This window comes from Bifidobacterium apousia, from assembly GCF_007559275.1.
Lineage (GTDB): Bacteria > Actinomycetota > Actinomycetes > Actinomycetales > Bifidobacteriaceae > Bombiscardovia > Bombiscardovia apousia.
Genome location: NZ_VMHK01000001.1, coordinates 386,828 through 406,752 on the forward strand (window position 1 = coordinate 386,828; position 19,925 = coordinate 406,752).

Genomic DNA, 19,925 nt, shown 5'->3' on the forward strand with positions numbered 1-19,925 from the left:
GATTTTGTCCGAATATTGCCCGTATGTTGCTCAACCGGCGGTGTGCTATTGCCAGGCTGCGATTGGAGCCTTTTCACAAAAAGGTATAAAAAGTAGATGGGTGACCCAGATTTTACTTGGGATTATTGCTGGGCCACCCAAATGGCCGAACTCGTCTTGGGGGAGTGTCCGGCCTCTTACTCGTGCGAAGTTTTAGTGCTAGTGATCGCTGTAATGGAATTCCTACTGCTGAGGTTTGCTGCCATAATACTCATGGCAAGAAGCCCGACTATCATAGCCACGCCGATATTTTCCCCTTCAGCTGTGGGCAGGACGCCTACAGTAAGGGGGAGTCGCTGGTTGTCGATGTCGCCGGATCGGGCGATTGAATCGAATGCCTAGCGGATGGTGACCTTTACCAGAACCGGCGTGTGCAGGGGAGGGGTAATCAGCTTAGGTTTCCAGGTCACCGAGGGGTTCTGCCCAGTGATGTCTGCATATGTTGATCGCTAAGTTAAACCGCGTGAAAACCAATGTACTGCATGTTCCGGCCGGCCCATGTGCTATGCTCTGTACCGAGCCAACGGCTTTGCGGGCGTAGCTCAATGGTAGAGCCTCAGTCTTCCAAACTGATTACGCGGGTTCGATTCCCGTCGCCCGCTCCACGATAATCGTTGATATTCCAACATTTTCGGCGAGTTTCCTAACCTCTTGGAGCGATCAGGATTGTGCCTGACCGAACGAAATTTTCTCCAGTATTCGGCACTTTACTGTCTAAATGGGTACACGATAGGGTACAGGTCGAAGACTGTTGGATAGTGGCGGATGCAAGGCGGGTCAACAGCGTCATGCCAGCGTTGCGACTCCTGCTACTGACGTAATTGGGACGTTGCGGAGTCTTCGAGTTCTGACCGGATAATTTGCTGCAGGGGCCGATAAGGGGCATACTCGGGCCTATGGATGATGCCGGTTTTGGACAGGTACTAGGGCTGGGTCATGACCTGGTCGACCTGAAGGAGTTCGGCCGGCAACTGGCCATGCCAGGCACGCGCATGACAAGTTTGTTTTCGCCACGGGAGCGGCGGCAGGCCCAGCAACGGGCCCAGCTCAAGCATGACGACACGGCGACGCATTTGGCGGCGCGCTGGGCCGGCAAGGAGTCGGTGCTCAAGGCCTGGTCTCAGGCGCTGGGGCCTGAGCTATCGCCCTATGGTTTAGATGATTTCCCCTGGAGCGGGGTGGAGATTCTGGACGACGGCCGGGGTCGGCCGAGCGTCAACCTAGAGTCCTCCGTACAGGCCAAGCTTCATGAATCTTTGCCTCTGACCGATAGACAAGTCGACCAGGTGGAGTTGCGCTGGCATATCGCTCTCAGCCATGATGGGCCAGTAGCTTCAGCGGTTGTGCTTTTGTGCGGGTGCGTCTGAAATTGGGTTGGAACCTGCGGTTGTGAGGTGTGAATTCTTAGCTGTCTTGTTGGTCATCTGAGACAAAAGTTACCCTAGTCGGCGCAGAGCGAGATCGTTATGAGCTCGTGACGGTTTAATATAGGTATCATCGCTTTCGATCTGCAGCATATTGCTTGTGGTGTCTTAGCGATTGATCACGCTTCTGTATTAGCGGAAGAGAAGCATTGTTGTGGAGTACGTAGGCAAGCCGATAGCCCTCTTCTGCATTTGCTTGAAGATTTTGCGGGTAGAGGGCTGTTCCTATTTTGATATTGATTTAGTAGTGTTGTGATTTTTGTTAGAATATGCAATGGTAATTGAAATTGCTTAGTTATATCATTGGTTTAATATTCGTATAGCCGGAATCGTGTGATCATCAGCTAAGTACCAAGTGCCCATTAATTACGAGGACATGTCTCCACTAAAGAGAGTATCTGTACTCTATTTCAAGCGAAGGCGCCTAATATGTGATTACAAGACATTCTATATAACTCGATTTTATTGAGATGGTAATGTACGTTGGCCGCTTTGAGAGGCGTAAATCCTAATGGGTCGCTCTCTTCACGGGAGCATATATTACTATAGAGCGATATGTCCTCTTTTTGCTGAGGATATGAGGTCGCTTCCTTCTCGGAAGTGTGGATTGAAACGGTCTTTTGATTATTCCTGTTAAGTGGGCTCATCGTTGTTTGATGATGAGCCTCTTATATTTTTTATGGCGGCATTGAGCAAAAGGCTGGCATTAATCTGGGCTGGTTAAGAGGAACATCTCTCAATTATCAATAGACCGAATTGACATATCGAGTAGACAGGTTTATATTCCTGTATCAGAACACAAGTGATCGCCTAACAAAGGAGACGGGGCGATGGTTAGGGATTCTGCGTACATCTGTGGGAAGCCGGTTTGCGTATGGGGATTGACGGCTTGGATTCGGGTGAATACAGCGCAACCGCTCAAAAGTGATCGAAGTTGAGAAGAGATGATCGTATGACGGTCGAAGGCGATGAGAAAAACGAGTATCTTGCCCGCACCTCGAAGGACCATGGTTTTGAAGTCTGCGTGCAGCATCTGGTCATGACTGGATGCCTTGATGCAGCCTTCGCCGGCAGGCTGGCCGGCTATCTGTATGACCAGGATCAGGCTGATATGGGTCTGGATACAGGCCTTCTTCACGACATAGGCAAGTATTCGGAGGAGTTCCAGAGGATGATAAGGGAGGCCTATGATGAGCAGTAGTGTCAATCACTCTTCATACGGGATGAAAGTAGCCTATAAGCTTCATCTTCAAGAAGCCACGTTTGCCATTGCAGGGCATCATGCTGGTTTGCCGGATTTTGGCAATCGTATTGATACCGAGAATGCAAGCACCTTGGTCGGCAGAATGAAGCGTCCCAACCCTGATGCATCGCATTGGAAGGATGAGATTACCCTTCCCGAAGTCAAACCGCTTGCTTCGTTGGGCTCACATTTCTCGGACATGATGCGTATCCGTATGCACGAATCAGCGCTAGTGGATGCGGACCGGCTGGATGCTGAGTTCTTTGTCAATGGCAAAGTAGAGCGCGACGAATCGCCATTCCTCGAGCAGCTGCTTCAGGATCTCGGTCCTGATCGTCTGTCCAGCTCTATAATGCCGCCTCCACAGGAATTACGTGAAATAAGCAAATCGCTGGCTGAGCAGCTGCGTGAGCATCAGTCAGTCAGAATCAAGGCGCTTGCTGAAATCATGGAACGTAGGGCTGAATCCTTTCTGTCGGCGAAGGCGAGTACGTCGTTGAATGAAAAACGCAATGCCATATTGCGTGACTGCCTTACTCACGGAGCCGATCCTGAATGGAAACCAGGTCTATATACGTTGACCGCTCCTACAGGCGGTGGCAAGACAGACTCCTCACTTACTTTCGCGCTTGAACACGCCAAAACGCATCATATGGATAGGGTCATTTACGTCGTGCCCTACACGTCAATCATTGACCAGACGGTAAAGGAATTTGAAACCCTCCTTGGGCCAGATGAGGTTTTGCCACACTATGCAGATGCGGCTTTCCAATTGAAGGAGGAAAACGAGCTTACAGCAAACGATCTGCATCGTAGTTTTGCAGCTGAGAACTGGAACATGCCGGTTATCGTAACTACTGCTGTGCAGTTTTTCGAAAGTCTGTTCGCTAACAAGGCTTCTAAACTCAGGAAGATTCATAACATAGCCAACTCTGTTGTGATCTTCGATGAGGCCCAGACCTTGCCCTTGCCTCGGCTTAAACCATGTGTACAAGCCATAGCTGAGCTGGTTACCAATTATCATGTCACTGCGGTGCTGTGTACAGCCACACAGCCGGCCTTGCAGGATCTGTTTGCCCAGGCTCTTCGACGTCCAACTCTGGCAATTCCAGAAATTGCGCCATTGAGCGAAAAGGAACGCCTGGAATTCCGGCGCAACCGAATCGTCGATGACGGTCATAAGGACATGGATGAGATGGCTGCGGCACTGGAAGGCCATAATCAGGTCCTGTGCGTGGTCAACACACGTAAGGAAGCGCAGTACATTTCCGGAGCGGTGCGAAAGCATGGCTTTGAAGACGGCACTTTCTGCCTGACTACACTGCAATGTGCCTATGACAGGGAACGGTTGCTGAAGCAGATACGGGAACGTCTCGCCCAAGGAGAATCTTGCAGGGTCGTATCCACGTCTCTGATAGAGGCCGGAGTGGATGTCGATTTCCCTGAGGCATATAGGGAACAGACTGGTCTTGATTCGATTCTTCAGACAGCCGGCCGTTGCAATAGAGAAGGTCGACGTGATGCGGATGCTTCATTGGTTCATGTTTTTTCCACCGATGAGGGCCAAGTTTCATTCTTGAAACAGAATATGCTGGCTTTCGAATTGGTGCGGGAAGACAATGCTGATCTGGCATCATCAAAAGCGATTCATGAATACTTCACCAGACTCTTTGGAATGCGTGGGGACGAGAGTCTTGATCAGCATCAGATTCTTAAGGCTCATGAACGTGGAATATCAGGATGCCGTATGCCGTTCGCTCAGATTGCTGAGCAGTTCAAGCTGATTGATACTCCAACTGTTCCTGTTTATATACCTGTCAACAAAGAAGCAAGCGACCTGTGTGCTCAACTGACTGATCCTCGTTGTTATACGCGAGGGCTGTTCCGCAGATTGGGTCGGTACGCGGTCAATGTTTGGCCTAGGCAGTTGGACAGGCTCAAAGAAGCCGGAAAGATATCCGCTCTGGCGGAGCATGGTGCCAAGTCGGATGACGACGCATTTATTCTGCTGGATATGGGCATGTACGACAGTGCTACAGGTCTGCAAGTCGATGAAGATCAGCTGCCTCAAAACGGTCTGCTGTATTGATGAATGAATCGTAACTAGCAATACCGGCAACAGGAAAGGAGACCAATGACAGTACAACTTGAGGTCTGGGGTCCGTACGCCCTCTTCACCAGACCGGAAATGAAAGTAGAGAGGGTCTCGTACGACGTGATGACGCCGTCGGCGGCACGGGGAATTCTGGAGGCTGTGTTCTGGCATCCGGGCATGGTCTGGCGGATTGACAGGATCGTGGTTATGAATCCGATCAGGTTCACCAGTGTTCGTCGCAATGAGGTCAGCAGCGTGATTTCGGCCGATACTATCAGGTCGATGATCAATGATCCGTCCAAAGACAGCGCGATCTATACTTCCTCAGACATTCAGCAGCGTGCCTCCACCATTCTGCGGGATGTTCACTATGTGATTGAGGCGCACTTTGATATGAATAGTAAAGCTGCCGCTGGGGATACCCCGGCTAAGTTCATCAGCATGTTCAATAGGCGGGCTCAGAACGGGCAATACTATCACCACCCTTATTTTGGAACCCGGGAGTTCCCTGTCGATTTTCGGCTTTGGGATGTCGATAAGGGTCAGCCCAAGGGTTTCGAAAATGGTCATCGGGATCTGGGGTACATGTTATATGACATGGACTATCGAGATCCTGCGGACCCGCAACCTATGTTTTTCAGAGCTGAGCTGATTAATGGTGTGCTGGATGCAACTGATCCGAAGGTGAGCTCATGATTGGCGAACTAGTCAGACTTTACGAGCGGCTGGTGGAGACTGGTCAGGCACCGCGGTATGGATACAGCGTTGAAAATGTTCCGTGGGGACTGGACATAGCAGATGACGGGGCCATAACCCATGTCATTCCGTTTGGGACATTGACAAAGAACAAGCAGTTCAGACGTATGATGCCTGTTCCGGCACATGCATTACGAACGGTGAAAATTCAGGCCAATTTCCTCTGCGACAACTCCTCTTACCTGCTAGGTGCAGATGCCAACGGTGCAACAGACAAGGCGGCCAAGCGCTTTGCAGCTGCTGCTAAATTGCATCGGCAGGTGCTTGCAAATGCCGATGAAGCTGAAGCCCGCGCAGTGCTCGCTTTCTTCTCCCGGACGCCTCAGGCGACAGTTGTCGAGGAGAAATTGAGCGAAGGGGACTGGAAGAAGGCCTTGACCGGTAATTTCGTCCTCTGCCGCAACGGCTTACCTTTATCTGAAAACCCAACCATGCAGCAATACTGGGATTCATGGTTCGCTTCGGGTGACGAGGATGGTGATCAGGCGGCCCCTAGTTCTGAAACCATGCAAAGTGTTGTTTCAGGTCAAGCTGTCGTCCCTGCTCTTACTCATCCAAATATCAGAGGCGTCCGCAACGCACAATCCAGTGGATCCGCACTGGTGTCTTTCAATGCCCCAGCATATCTTTCCTACAACAAAAAGCAGGATAAAAATGCTCCTATGAGCAAACGTGAAGCCTTTGCTTACACTACAGCCTTAAATACCGTGTTGAAGGACGATCAGTATACAAGAACCATCAATGATGGTTCCTTGACGATTGTCTCCTGGGCAGAATCGGGACAGGCTGAGTATTCAGCTGAGATGAACATGTGCATTGAAGGCGCTGCGGGGGTTAACCAACAGGACCTGATAGCCACTGTCACGGCCTTATCTAAAGGAAACCCAGTTGATTTCAATGGTGTCAGGCTTAATCCGGATGAGCATTTCTACATCCTCGGACTTGCTCCCAATGCTGCTCGGCTTTCGGTGTCCTTTTTCTTGAAGGACACTTATGGCAGTTACATGGAGCATGTACGTCGGCATTATGAAGATCTGGATATCGAACGCCCGAAATTTGATAAGCTTCGCTATCTACCTGTGTGGATGCTCCTTGCGCAAACTGTGCCATCTGCTACTGGTGGGAAAAAGAGGATTCCGGCTTCCCCCCATACGGTTTCCGATCTGTTTAAGGCCATTCTTATAGGTGCGCCCTATCCTACGTCGCTTCTGACTGCTGTTGAAAACCGGATTGGTGTTGAGCATGACGTACCTCGCGCCAAGGCTGCAATCATCAAAGCGTATTTTCTTCGTCACCCAAACAACCAATGCCCTAAGGAGGTATTGCAAGTGTCCATCAACAAAGAAAGCACTAATGTGCCCTATGTCCTAGGACGACTGTTCGCCCTGTATGAGGACATACAACATGCTGCGAATCCTGGTATCAATACCACGATTGGTGACCGGTTCTTTACCAATGCATCGACCATGCCAGCCGTGGTTTTCCCGCACTTGGGTGATTTGGCGAAAAAGCATTTGCGGAAACTGGCGACGGGAACGCGCATTTACTATACCAAGCGTATCGCAGATCTGATGACCAGAATCGGCGAGAACTTCCCGACGAGGTTATCGCTGCCCGAACAGGGTGCTTTCCAGCTCGGATACTATTTCGAGACTCAGGAGCGCTACAAGGGCAAGAACAAGGACGACAATAAGGAAACCAGCAAGGAAGAGGGAGTTGTAAATGAGTGAACAAACTGCCAAGGCTATCCAAAATAGGTACGATTTTTCCATTCTCTATGATGTTGAGAATGGCAATCCCAACGGCGATCCAGAGTCAGGCAATATGCCACGAACCGATAGTGAGACCGGGATCGGAATTGTTACCGATGTTTGCCTGAAGAGGAAGATACGTAACTATGTGCAGTTGATTAATGGGGATAAGGCGCCCTGGCGTATCTATATCAAGCAGCAGGTTCCGCTGAACCGCCTTGATGCTGAGGCGCTGAAAGCGGTTGGCGTCAACGGGGATCCCGATGTGGACAGTATCGGGAAGGCTTTAAAGAAGGCCAAGAAGGAAAACGGCGAGCTGGATAGATTAATCCTCGATTACATGTGCTCCAATTTCTTCGATATCAGGACCTTTGGTGCGGTGATGACCACCTTCGTCAAGGGCGGGTTGGCCTGTGGCCAGGTGCGTGGTCCTGTGCAACTTGGATTCTCGAGGTCCATCGATCCGATCTTCCCGCAGTCTGTCACCATCACCAGGGTGGCCATTACTACGGAAAAAGACCAAGAGAACAAGAACAACGAGATGGGCAACAAGTCAATCGTTCCTTATGGTTTATACCGTGCTGATGGCTATGTGAATGCCAAGCTTGCGCAAAAGACCACCGGATTTAGCGAGGAAGACCTGGCCATGCTTTGGCAGGCCATTCTCAATATGTTCGAGTTTGATCATTCCGCGGCCAGGGGCAAGATGGCGGTTCGCAAGCTCTATGTCTTCAAGCACAGCAACGATCTTGGCGATGCTCCCTCCTATAAACTGTTCGATAGCATTCACGTGGCTCATAAGCCTGAGGTCGAGACCCCGCGCAGCTTCTCGGATTACGATGTGACGGTCGATACTTCAGCTATTCCGCAGTCGGTCGAACTGACTGAAATGGTGGATGGCTGAGTCTGCCGCAATGAGTGATAATTCCATGGACTTGTCCATGGCCACAGGGCCGGCCGAATATCCTGAGGATGAATGGCTGGCCCTGTCTGGCATTCAACATTTCGAATTCTGCAAGCGCCAATGGGCGTTGATCCACATAGAGGAGCAATGGCGTGACAACACCAGAACGTATGCAGGAGACTTCGAGCACCGGCGTGCTCACGACTACCATGCTTCTGAAAAACGCGGCGACACCTTGATACTGCGCGATCTGCGTGTATTCTCTCGAAAGTTGGGAGTCGTCGGCGATTGTGACATCGTCGAATTTCACGCAGCTCAGGATGGAGTTTCGTTGATAGGCAGGAGAGGACGTTGGCAACCCTATCCTGTTGAATACAAGCATGGTTCCAGCAAGGTCAATAATGCTGATCGTTTGCAATTGTGCGGCGAAGCTATGTGCTTGGAAGAAATGCTCTCCTGTAACATCAGCCAGGGGGCATTGTTCTATCAGCGGACCAAGCGCCGTGAAGCGGTCGAACTCAATGATGATCTTCGCGCTCAGGTAGTCCATGATCTGACGCAGATGCGGGACCTTTATCGGCGAGGTTATACTCCCAAGGTGAAGCCAAAGACGGGGTGCCGGTCATGCTCATTGAAAGATATCTGTCTGCCTGAACTTGTGCATAAGTCTTCCGCTGCTGACTATATTCGAAAGACCTTGAAAGAGTTGTAGAGGTAACTTGGGCAATGAGAGTTTATTGAGGAAAAGCCCCGGAGGGAAGCGATGATCCATTGAGACAGATGTTAAACACCTTGTTTGTCACTACAGAGGATGCCTACCTTTCCCTAGAGCAGGAGAACGTTGTGGTGAATGAGGGCGATCGCGTCATGGGACGGATACCTCTGCGTGCCTTGGAGTCTATTCTTTGCTTCAGTTACAAGGGTGCTTCGCCAGCCTTGCTGGGCAAGTGCAATGAATTTGGTGTCTCATTCGCCTTCTACTCCCCTCAGGGCAAATACTATGGGTCAGTGCTTGGAGAGGCTAACAGAAATGTACTTTTGCGACGCCGTCAGTACCATATGGCCGATGACGATAATGAGGTCTGTTCGATTGCAGCTTCATTCGTCATGGGCAAGATATTCAATGCACGACAGGTGCTGGAGCGTGCTACCCGAGACCACGCTTTACGGATCAACGTGCCTCGTGTGAAAAAGCAGAGCGCCCGTCTGTTGGCAGCTTTGCGGGAATTGGACGACTGCCAGACGGCGGATTCGGTTCGCGGTGTGGAGGGGGATGCCGCCAAGTGCTACTTTTATGCTTTTGATGATCTCATCCTCACGAACAAGGATGATTTCTACTTCGAGCAACGCAGCCGAAGGCCACCGATGGATAGAATGAATGCCCTGCTCTCATTTATCTATGTGCTGCTTTCCGGAGATTGCCGTTCTGCACTTCAAGGTGTCGGCCTTGACCCTTATGTCGGTTTTTTGCATACAGACAGGCCGGGTAGATCTTCCCTGGCCCTGGATCTTGTTGAAGAATTGCGTCCCGTCTTTGCGGATCGGCTGGCTTTGTCCCTGGTCAACACCCATGTAGTTAAGGCTGGAGATTTTGAGGTTCGAGAGAACGGAGGAACTTATCTTAACGACAAGGGGAGGAAGCAGGTGCTTTCTGCCTGGCAGAAGCGTAAAAATGAGCAAATCATGCACCCCTTTCTTAAGGAGAAAGTGCCTTGGGGCTTAGTGCCCTATGTGCAGGCACTATTGCTGGCTAGATACATACGTGGGGACATGGATGCCTATCCGCCAATGTTTTGGAAGTAGGGTGGAAGAATAATGATGGTCGTTGTTGCTTATGATGTCGACACCTGTGAGGCGGCTGGTCGGAGGCGGTTGCGGCAGGTCGGCCATGAGTGCATGAAGTTTGGGCAGCGTGTGCAAAATAGTGTGTTTGAATGCGTGGTTACTCCTGCAGACCGTGAACTCCTAAAACAGCGGCTAATGACGCTGATCGACCCTCAGGAAGACAGCTTGATCATGTACGACCTGGGTGCCAGATATTCTCGAAGAATCCATTATTACGGGGTGAGGCGGCATATTCCTGTTGACCAAGTGATGATGTTATAGAATCACTGGGTTATGGCTGCACTGTATTGTCTGTGCCACGAAATTAGACGATGGCTGAGTAGTTGGTGTAATTCTGTAAACAGTGCAGTATGCTGACTGTTGTTGCGAATCCTCAGAGGCGCGAAACGCTAGCAATCATGTATTAGTCTGATTCTTCGCGCTACGAATCGTTGCTTTTATATGATATTCAGTCTTAATTTCGCATGTTTTAGTGAGCTGAGTTCTTTTTTGAATTTCCAAGCAGATGTCTGTAGATGCGAAGAAAGCTAGAATTTTAGTGAAACATATGAACGGTTGTTTGATAAATAAATAGTGATGTTGTCGATTTGAGGCATCATCTCAATTGCTCGGCTAGAGACAGAATCTGTGTACGTATGTTCGGCTGTTGGAACTCGCTAGCTATTAAAAGCTGACCATATATTGGTCAAGGGATGTATCATTGAGCAGTCGCTCCCTTCACGGGAGCGTGGATTGAAATTCGCCGTGCCTTATGACTCCTCTGGTGACTGGCTCGTCGCTCCCTTCACGGGAGCGTGGATTGAAATTTTGACGTTGATATGGTTACCGATGATTGGCTGTGTCGCTCCCTTCACGGGAGCGTGGATTGAAATCTGCACTGAGAGTGACCCGCCGGCAGGCACCAGGGGTCGCTCCCTTCACGGGAGCGTGGATTGAAATCCGAGGACGGCAAGATTGCCAGCCTGAAGGGCACGTCGCTCCCTTCACGGGAGCGTGGATTGAAATTTGATGCATGGGATACGGATGATGACAAAACCGAGTCGCTCCCTTCACGGGAGCGTGGATTGAAATTTTTGCCCAAAGCAGGCGCTTGCCGATTTGCTTTTGTCGCTCCCTTCACGGGAGCGTGGATTGAAATTCGGTGTCCGTGTCCGAGTAGGCCGTCTCACGCAGTCGCTCCCTTCACGGGAGCGTGGATTGAAATGGGGCTGACTGGGAATGCTTGTTTCGGACTGCGGGTCGCTCCCTTCACGGGAGCGTGGATTGAAATACTCTCGTGAGGTCGGCTTCGCAGGCCCGAGCGTGTCGCTCCCTTCACGGGAGCGTGGATTGAAATGCCGCCCTCCTCAACGGGGCGCAGATCCTCGCCAGTCGCTCCCTTCACGGGAGCGTGGATTGAAATCTGCCGGGGGCGGGCTCGGTGAACCGGGTGTCCCGTCGCTCCCTTCACGGGAGCGTGGATTGAAATCAGAGTAGACATGAGCGAAAACCAGCAGAGCACCAGTCGCTCCCTTCACGGGAGCGTGGATTGAAATGCTGTGGTCCCTGGCCCACTCGGCCAGGGGGTGCGGTCGCTCCCTTCACGGGAGCGTGGATTGAAATAAAAGCCGGAATTTGGTGTGCTGTGGATATAAAAGTCGCTCCCTTCACGGGAGCGTGGATTGAAATTGCAAAACGTTATGGTCGATCCACTCGTCGTCCACGTCGCTCCCTTCACGGGAGCGTGGATTGAAATGGATCCTCCGGCCATGGTCGCCTCCTTACAAATAGTCGCTCCCTTCACGGGAGCGTGGATTGAAATCTGCACACACCCTGGCCTGTGACTGGCCCGGCTGGTCGCTCCCTTCACGGGAGCGTGGATTGAAATCAGGAGCAGGCGGCCCGGGCCGACGGCGTGGAGGTCGCTCCCTTCACGGGAGCGTGGATTGAAATCAAAGAGGACCCATGTACGGCGGCTGAAGACATCGTCGCTCCCTTCACGGGAGCGTGGATTGAAATAGGCCCTGCACATGCTGGGCCAGCCGGACAGCTGGTCGCTCCCTTCACGGGAGCGTGGATTGAAATATGCCGTTGGTGAAGATGATGTTGGCTGCCGTGGTCGCTCCCTTCACGGGAGCGTGGATTGAAATGGGAGACCGGAGCGGGGGCGGTTTTTGCATTCAGTCGCTCCCTTCACGGGAGCGTGGATTGAAATGACAAATGCGGCTACGACCTGAAGCAGTCGCATGCGTCGCTCCCTTCACGGGAGCGTGGATTGAAATTCGGCATCGCCGTCCCCCCGGAGCTTCGCGCCTTGTCGCTCCCTTCACGGGAGCGTGGATTGAAATAGTTCAGGAGACGCAATGGTCAAGCTGGCTACAGGTCGCTCCCTTCACGGGAGCGTGGATTGAAATCTTCTGGGCGAGCTGGCCGGCGCTCAGGAGCAGCCAGGTCGCTCCCTTCACGGGAGCGTGGATTGAAATATCGTTTCCGCCATGCTTCCGACAGGACAGGTGAGTCGCTCCCTTCACGGGAGCGTGGATTGAAATATTGCCAGCGCCCATGTCATTGATTGAAGGGTCAGTCGCTCCCTTCACGGGAGCGTGGATTGAAATTCATCGTCGGGGAGCTGGGAGAGGTCCAAGCGGGTGTCGCTCCCTTCACGGGAGCGTGGATTGAAATTGCAAGTCATCGCCCCGGGCTTGTCGCCCATCCCGTCGCTCCCTTCACGGGAGCGTGGATTGAAATTCCTCGCCGGACCTGAACGACAAGCAGAAAGCCAGTCGCTCCCTTCACGGGAGCGTGGATTGAAATTCCCAGCGCTGGACGCTCTGCCGGCGCACGCGCATGTCGTTCCCTTCACGGGAGCGTGGATTGAAATGAACGGGACCTGATCCGGGAACGCACCATGGCCGGTCGCTCCCTTCACGGGAGCGTGGATTGAAATACCGAGGTAATCAAGAAAGAAGCTCCGGAGGACTATGTCGCTCCCTTCACGGGAGCGTGGATTGAAATGGTCGGCCGGCGGGAAGCCTGGCGGCCGTGTCCGGACGTCGCTCCCTTCACGGGAGCGTGGATTGAAATAATCTCCTGCTGTTCAAGCTCGGCCCGGGTGTACCGTCGCTCCCTTCACGGGAGCGTGGATTGAAATTCCAGATTACCGGCACCCTCATGGCAAATGAATCGTCGCTCCCTTCACGGGAGCGTGGATTGAAATAAGACCCTAGTTGATACGGCAAAGAGAGTACTTGTCGCTCCCTTCACGGGAGCGTGGATTGAAATGCAATGGTGTCGGGCATGGGTGCCTCCAATTTGTTGTCGCTCCCTTCACGGGAGCGTGGATTGAAATTTGCCGGTGATCTGGATGGTCTTGCCGTCAGGCAGGTCGCTCCCTTCACGGGAGCGTGGATTGAAATCTGGCGTGAGCATGGGTATAGCTTGTCGGTGATGGTCGCTCCCTTCACGGGAGCGTGGATTGAAATGGCATCCTGCTCGCGTCTGAGCTCGGCAGCCTCGTCGCTCCCTTCACGGGAGCGTGGATTGAAATCCAATCACTTTTGCGCACATCTATGCCGCCCCAAAGTCGCTCCCTTCACGGGAGCGTGGATTGAAATTTTGAGCTTTTGCGCAAGCTGATATGACAAATATAGTCGCTCCCTTCACGGGAGCGTGGATTGAAATCCGCGTGGCTTTTGCCCGATACGCCTGGCTCAGATGTCGCTCCCTTCACGGGAGCGTGGATTGAAATAAACTGAGCGCCTTTGATGCGGATACCAAGTGGGTCGCTCCCTTCACGGGAGCGTGGATTGAAATTCATTGGGGGAGTGGCAATGCCGGCAAACGTGGAAGTCGCTCCCTTCACGGGAGCGTGGATTGAAATTCGATTCGGTTGATGTAGTCTTTGGTAGATAGATGTCGCTCCCTTCACGGGAGCGTGGATTGAAATCCGTCGGCCGTGGTCTGCGCCTTGGCGGCCTTAGTCGCTCCCTTCACGGGAGCGTGGATTGAAATACCGACAACCAGATAGCCGCCTTGCAGCAGATGGGTCGCTCCCTTCACGGGAGCGTGGATTGAAATCCGGTGACGTGGAGGACGCGGTGCTGGAGCAGGCTGGTCGCTCCCTTCACGGGAGCGTGGATTGAAATGGGTGGATCAGGAATCTTATCAGCAGCATGGGCGTCGCTCCCTTCACGGGAGCGTGGATTGAAATGTCGGCTGAACGGCGAACAGGTGACGGTCACCGGCAGGTCGCTCCCTTCACGGGAGCGTGGATTGAAATACGGGCGAAAGCGAAATGCAGGACGTGCTGCGCCCGTCGCTCCCTTCACGGGAGCGTGGATTGAAATGTCAAAGCCGGGGGACGATCCACGCGGGTGGACAGGTCGCTCCCTTCACGGGAGCGTGGATTGAAATGACCACGTCAGCATCCTGGTGGACGGCGTGGAGGGTCGCTCCCTTCACGGGAGCGTGGATTGAAATAACATCCTGGACAGCCTGGACGAGTTCCTCTCCCGTCGCTCCCTTCACGGGAGCGTGGATTGAAATAATGACCATAAGGTCTGCCCTGCATGCCTTAAGCGTCGCTCCCTTCACGGGAGCGTGGATTGAAATCACAGGCACATCCTGCCGGCACGGTTCGGGGCCAGGTCGCTCCCTTCACGGGAGCGTGGATTGAAATTGCAAAGGGAGCAAACACATGAAAGTTACCAAGGGTCGCTCCCTTCACGGGAGCGTGGATTGAAATTCCATGCCTAAAGACAATAAAAAATTACATCCCAGTCGCTCCCTTCACGGGAGCGTGGATTGAAATAACATCAAGGTGCATTACATCGGGTCGAAGTCCGTCGCTCCCTTCACGGGAGCGTGGATTGAAATTCGGAGGCGCCGACCAACATACCACGCGGATCCGGTCGCTCCCTTCACGGGAGCGTGGATTGAAATTTGTCCCTGCAGGCTTTTGTGGACGGCATCGGCGGTCGCTCCCTTCACGGGAGCGTGGATTGAAATCGGCCTTAGCACACACCCTGTCGGCGTGACGACCGTCGCTCCCTTCACGGGAGCGTGGATTGAAATATAGCGTTGGTTGCGGCTGCTGTGGATGAGGCTAGTCGCTCCCTTCACGGGAGCGTGGATTGAAATGGGGAAAAGCCGGAAAGGATCAGCCAACAGAGCCGTCGCTCCCTTCACGGGAGCGTGGATTGAAATCGGCAAGTCCTCGACGACTCCCGGTTTAGCTGGTGTCGCTCCCTTCACGGGAGCGTGGATTGAAATAGCACGTTGTCCAAAATTCACCCCCTATCGCAAGGTGTCGCTCCCTTCACGGGAGCGTGGATTGAAATACGCTGGACGGCGTAAGGCTGCAGCCCGTCACCGGTCGCTCCCTTCACGGGAGCGTGGATTGAAATCATCACCGACGCCGACCTTGATTTCGTCATCCCCAGTCGCTCCCTTCACGGGAGCGTGGATTGAAATCACGACCACCATACCTATCCGAAACAGGCGCACCCGTCGCTCCCTTCACGGGAGCGTGGATTGAAATAATCTCGCCAGCAAGACCGCCATGTACCGTGTGTAGTCGCTCCCTTCACGGGAGCGTGGATTGAAATTGGTAATCCCACTGCAGCCAAGGTGGTGGAGAAGTCGCTCCCTTCACGGGAGCGTGGATTGAAATACCGATGGGACACAGTACATGGGCAAGCCGAAGTCGCTCCCTTCACGGGAGCGTGGATTGAAATATGTATTCGGACACCGATTCCATCCATCTGAGCAAGTCGCTCCCTTCACGGGAGCGTGGATTGAAATAGCAGCTGGCGCTTCCCGCTCGACCGTAACCGCAAGTCGCTCCCTTCACGGGAGCGTGGATTGAAATATGTGCTTCGGCTATCCTGAGATCGGAGGCTTCATGTCGCTCCCTTCACGGGAGCGTGGATTGAAATCGGGGATCCGGCCGTCTGGGGTGTGATAGGGGAGGTCGCTCCCTTCACGGGAGCGTGGATTGAAATCCCCTTTCACATCTCCCTGCGGGCATCTTACTTGTCGCTCCCTTCACGGGAGCGTGGATTGAAATTGCAATGTCCCTGTCCATCAGGCCGTACAGACTGGGTCGCTCCCTTCACGGGAGCGTGGATTGAAATATTGTCTGGGGCTGCACGGTTATTTCCACGCGGCTGTCGCTCCCTTCACGGGAGCGTGGATTGAAATTCGAAATGCACCGGCTTCAATGGCTGTAGATACAGTCGCTCCCTTCACGGGAGCGTGGATTGAAATGATTACACGGTTGCACTTGACGCAATCCAAGCATGTCGCTCCCTTCACGGGAGCGTGGATTGAAATTCATTGTTCGGCGTGAGCCTGTCGCGCCATGGTGTCGCTCCCTTCACGGGAGCGTGGATTGAAATTCGCCCTTGGGTCCCTGCGGGCCCTCAACGCCTGTCGCTCCCTTCACGGGAGCGTGGATTGAAATGGCGCAGGCCCCAGTTTTGGGGGCGGCCCCAGCTTGTCGCTCCCTTCACGGGAGCGTGGATTGAAATCTCTCGGTGACCAGGGGAGACGAACGCTCGGGGGGTCGCTCCCTTCACGGGAGCGTGGATTGAAATGGCCGGGCCTGTCGCCCCGCCTGTCCAGGCTCCTGGTCGCTCCCTTCACGGGAGCGTGGATTGAAATTGCCAGCCGTGGGCGCCCAGCTGGTCGATGGCCTGTCGCTCCCTTCACGGGAGCGTGGATTGAAATATGCCGATTAGATGAGGAGGGGAAAACAATGCGCGTCGCTCCCTTCACGGGAGCGTGGATTGAAATCGGAGGGCCAGAGATGGCCGCTCAGATCGCTGTTGTCGCTCCCTTCACGGGAGCGTGGATTGAAATTCTGAGCTCCGGCCGCGACGGGTGCATGGAGGTGGGTCGCTCCCTTCACGGGAGCGTGGATTGAAATTGGTTGCTGACGGGTCTAATGCTGGCGGTATCGGGTCGCTCCCTTCACGGGAGCGTGGATTGAAATCAGTGCATCGTCAAACACCTGGACATCCCCCACGAGTCGCTCCCTTCACGGGAGCGTGGATTGAAATGGCTATGCGGTCGAGCTGTTCAAAGCTGACCTGCCGTCGCTCCCTTCACGGGAGCGTGGATTGAAATACCGACACCCTGGCCCAGTGGCAGGCGAAAGGCGGTCGCTCCCTTCACGGGAGCGTGGATTGAAATGTCCTCACCGGGTGGCCGTGAGGGCGTGGAAGACGGGTCGCTCCCTTCACGGGAGCGTGGATTGAAATACCTATGGGCTCAAGGAGACGGGAAAATTGCGGTCGCTCCCTTCACGGGAGCGTGGATTGAAATCCCATCTTGCAGCTATCCGACACGCGCGGTCACGGTCGCTCCCTTCACGGGAGCGTGGATTGAAATCGCGCCCTGCTCACCAAGGCCGGGATGGACCCCGGTCGCTCCCTTCACGGGAGCGTGGATTGAAATTCGCCCCATGTCGTCATGCTGATGCCGGTGTTGAGTCGCTCCCTTCACGGGAGCGTGGATTGAAATAGCGTGCCGGAGCTGAAGGCGATGCTGATGGCCACGTCGCTCCCTTCACGGGAGCGTGGATTGAAATTCCACAGTGGCGTTGGACCCTTGGGGCAGCGTGGGTCGCTCCCTTCACGGGAGCGTGGATTGAAATGCCGTCCTTTCCGGCAGGTCCCTGCGGCCCGGTGTGTCGCTCCCTTCACGGGAGCGTGGATTGAAATGATCATCGTCAAATGCCGAGAACGCCTCCATCTGGTCGCTCCCTTCACGGGAGCGTGGATTGAAATCGACCTCCGGGCAGTCAAACAGATCCCAGTATCGGGTCGCTCCCTTCACGGGAGCGTGGATTGAAATCCGAGGCCCTGCCGGCCACTTGAATCACAGCCGGAGTCGCTCCCTTCACGGGAGCGTGGATTGAAATCTGGACTGGGAGCCTCCAGCCTCACACAAGGGAGGTCGCTCCCTTCACGGGAGCGTGGATTGAAATTGGGGCGATCCCAGCCATGTTTTGGATGATGAAAGTCGCTCCCTTCACGGGAGCGTGGATTGAAATGGCGGGTGCTATCGCCAAGGGTCTTATGTGGCACTAGTCGCTCCCTTCACGGGAGCGTGGATTGAAATTTTGTCTCCTATAGCACCAGCCACCGCAATATTGATGTCGCTCCCTTCACGGGAGCGTGGATTGAAATGTCATGCTGGTAGACGATGATAAGGCCAAGGACAAGTCGCTCCCTTCACGGGAGCGTGGATTGAAATTGTGTCACGGGTTACTGACACGTCCTCTATGCTTGTCGCTCCCTTCACGGGAGCGTGGATTGAAATCCAGCAGTCACAAACACATGGTGGCATACAAGCGAGTCGCTCCCTTCACGGGAGCGTGGATTGAAATGCCCATCACTTGTCTCCTTTGATCTCTCGCACGTGTCGCTCCCTTCACGGGAGCGTGGATTGAAATAGGACGATGGCCTGGACGCCGATGCCTGGCACCAGTCGCTCCCTTCACGGGAGCGTGGATTGAAATCGGTTCCAACGCCACCATCCGGATAGCCCAGGTGGTCGCTCCCTTCACGGGAGCGTGGATTGAAATCTGGTAAAAACCCCGTCAGGCGGTGTCCATGCCGTCGCTCCCTTCACGGGAGCGTGGATTGAAATTGCCGGCCCTGCTCCATGACCTGGCTCACCTTGTCGTCGCTCCCTTCACGGGAGCGTGGATTGAAATTCTGTGACCTGCACCACTGTACTCGACTCGCTCGTCGCTCCCTTCACGGGAGCGTGGATTGAAATCCGTAAGCGGAGCAGAGTCGTCAGGACTGGCAAGTCGCTCCCTTCACGGGAGCGTGGATTGAAATCCCAAGTCGCTGTGTCAAACTACATGCATGTGATAGTCGCTCCCTTCACGGGAGCGTGGATTGAAATTGGTTGCGGACGATTCGTTTGGCGTCCTCAATGGTCGCTCCCTTCACGGGAGCGTGGATTGAAATAGGTTGATAGCGGCCCACTGTCGGCCCATAAAGCTGTCGCTCCCTTCACGGGAGCGTGGATTGAAATTTTTCGGGCCAGATGTGCTGGGCGGCCTCATGACCGGTCGCTCCCTTCACGGGAGCGTGGATTGAAATAAGGAACCGTGGGATGTCGATGGCCACGACCCGTGTCGCTCCCTTCACGGGAGCGTGGATTGAAATTGGATCGTACGCCTCTGCTGGTGTCCCGCAAACAGGTCGCTCCCTTCACGGGAGCGTGGATTGAAATCCATGCTCTGTGCCAGGGCAAGCTGCCGTGCCGCGTCGCTCCCTTCACGGGAGCGTGGATTGAAATATCTGCTTCGACGGCAGTCTGCCTTTGGAGCTGGTCGCTCCCTTCACGGGAGCGTGGATTGAAATAGGAACAAAAGGCTGGACGGTGTGAAGGTCTTGGGTCGCTCCCTTCACGGGAGCGTGGATTGAAATGATGCCTCGATGAGCGCCGTGCAGGCCAATACTAGGTCGCTCCCTTCACGGGAGCGTGGATTGAAATTCGATGCGCGCATCCTGTTTCGGATCGTCCAGCGTCGCTCCCTTCACGGGAGCGTGGATTGAAATGCCGTCCTTGCCTGCAGGCCCTTGCGGCCCGGTGGTCGCTCCCTTCACGGGAGCGTGGATTGAAATTTGAACGGCATGGCCATCAAGGGGTCCAATTACGGGTCGCTCCCTTCACGGGAGCGTGGATTGAAATATGTTCACGGTTTCCGCCGCCTCATAGGACGTTTGTCGCTCCCTTCACGGGAGCGTGGATTGAAATGTGTAGTAGGCGTACTTGCCCTGCTTGGAAATCGTCGCTCCCTTCACGGGAGCGTGGATTGAAATCAGTCGCCTGCCTGGATGTTGGAGGCCTGCATGTGTCGCTCCCT

9 protein-coding genes, 1 tRNA gene and 1 CRISPR repeat array (1 of these 11 cut by a window edge) are annotated in these 19,925 nt (G+C 53.9%); all 10 genes read left to right on the forward strand.

Going from position 1 to position 19,925, the window contains the following annotated elements; translation table 11 throughout:
• Positions 1-570 precede the first annotated feature (570 nt).
• The 10 genes from FPK30_RS01500 (at position 571) to cas2 (ending at position 10,318) form a co-directional block, all read left to right on the forward strand.
• Positions 571-644: transfer RNA gene (locus FPK30_RS01500), tRNA-Gly, on the forward strand.
• 291 nt (positions 645-935) lie between these two features.
• A complete protein-coding gene (locus tag FPK30_RS01505; protein WP_144085004.1) occupies positions 936-1,406 on the forward strand; it encodes a holo-ACP synthase in 471 nt (156 codons plus the stop codon).
• Between the two features lie 1,009 nt (positions 1,407-2,415).
• Positions 2,416-2,664, forward strand: a complete 249-nt coding sequence (locus FPK30_RS01510) for an HD domain-containing protein (protein ID WP_144085005.1) — start codon at positions 2,416-2,418, stop codon at positions 2,662-2,664.
• Positions 2,651-4,795, forward strand: coding sequence for a CRISPR-associated helicase Cas3' (cas3, locus tag FPK30_RS01515; RefSeq protein WP_144085006.1), 2,145 nt, complete (start codon positions 2,651-2,653; stop codon positions 4,793-4,795). Before FPK30_RS01510 ends, cas3 begins: the two co-directional genes overlap by 14 nt.
• Positions 4,796-4,840: 45 nt before the next feature.
• Positions 4,841-5,497 (forward strand): type I-C CRISPR-associated protein Cas5c, encoded by a 657-nt coding sequence (gene cas5c, locus FPK30_RS01520; RefSeq protein WP_144085007.1) that lies wholly within the window; start codon positions 4,841-4,843, stop codon positions 5,495-5,497.
• The gene (gene cas8c, locus FPK30_RS01525) at positions 5,494-7,287 is read left to right on the forward strand and encodes a type I-C CRISPR-associated protein Cas8c/Csd1 (protein WP_144085008.1); all 1,794 of its coding nucleotides are present in this window, start codon (positions 5,494-5,496) and stop codon (positions 7,285-7,287) included. Before cas5c ends, cas8c begins: the two co-directional genes overlap by 4 nt.
• Positions 7,280-8,212, forward strand: a complete 933-nt coding sequence (cas7c, locus tag FPK30_RS01530; protein WP_029678124.1) for a type I-C CRISPR-associated protein Cas7/Csd2 — start codon at positions 7,280-7,282, stop codon at positions 8,210-8,212. Before cas8c ends, cas7c begins: the two co-directional genes overlap by 8 nt.
• A gap of 10 nt (positions 8,213-8,222) precedes the next feature.
• Complete coding sequence (gene cas4, locus FPK30_RS01535; protein ID WP_260804293.1) at positions 8,223-8,924, forward strand: CRISPR-associated protein Cas4; 702 nt, start codon at positions 8,223-8,225, stop codon at positions 8,922-8,924.
• A gap of 68 nt (positions 8,925-8,992) precedes the next feature.
• Entirely contained in the window at positions 8,993-10,015 is a 1,023-nt protein-coding gene (gene cas1c, locus FPK30_RS01540; protein ID WP_232345899.1) for a type I-C CRISPR-associated endonuclease Cas1c, read from the forward strand.
• A 12-nt stretch (positions 10,016-10,027) separates the two neighbouring features.
• Positions 10,028-10,318 (forward strand): CRISPR-associated endonuclease Cas2, encoded by a 291-nt coding sequence (gene cas2 / locus FPK30_RS01545; RefSeq protein WP_180335456.1) that lies wholly within the window; start codon positions 10,028-10,030, stop codon positions 10,316-10,318.
• A 446-nt stretch (positions 10,319-10,764) separates the two neighbouring features.
• A CRISPR array of direct repeats spans positions 10,765-19,925; the repeat unit is 32 nt; unit sequence GTCGCTCCCTTCACGGGAGCGTGGATTGAAAT (it continues 5,961 nt past the right edge of the window).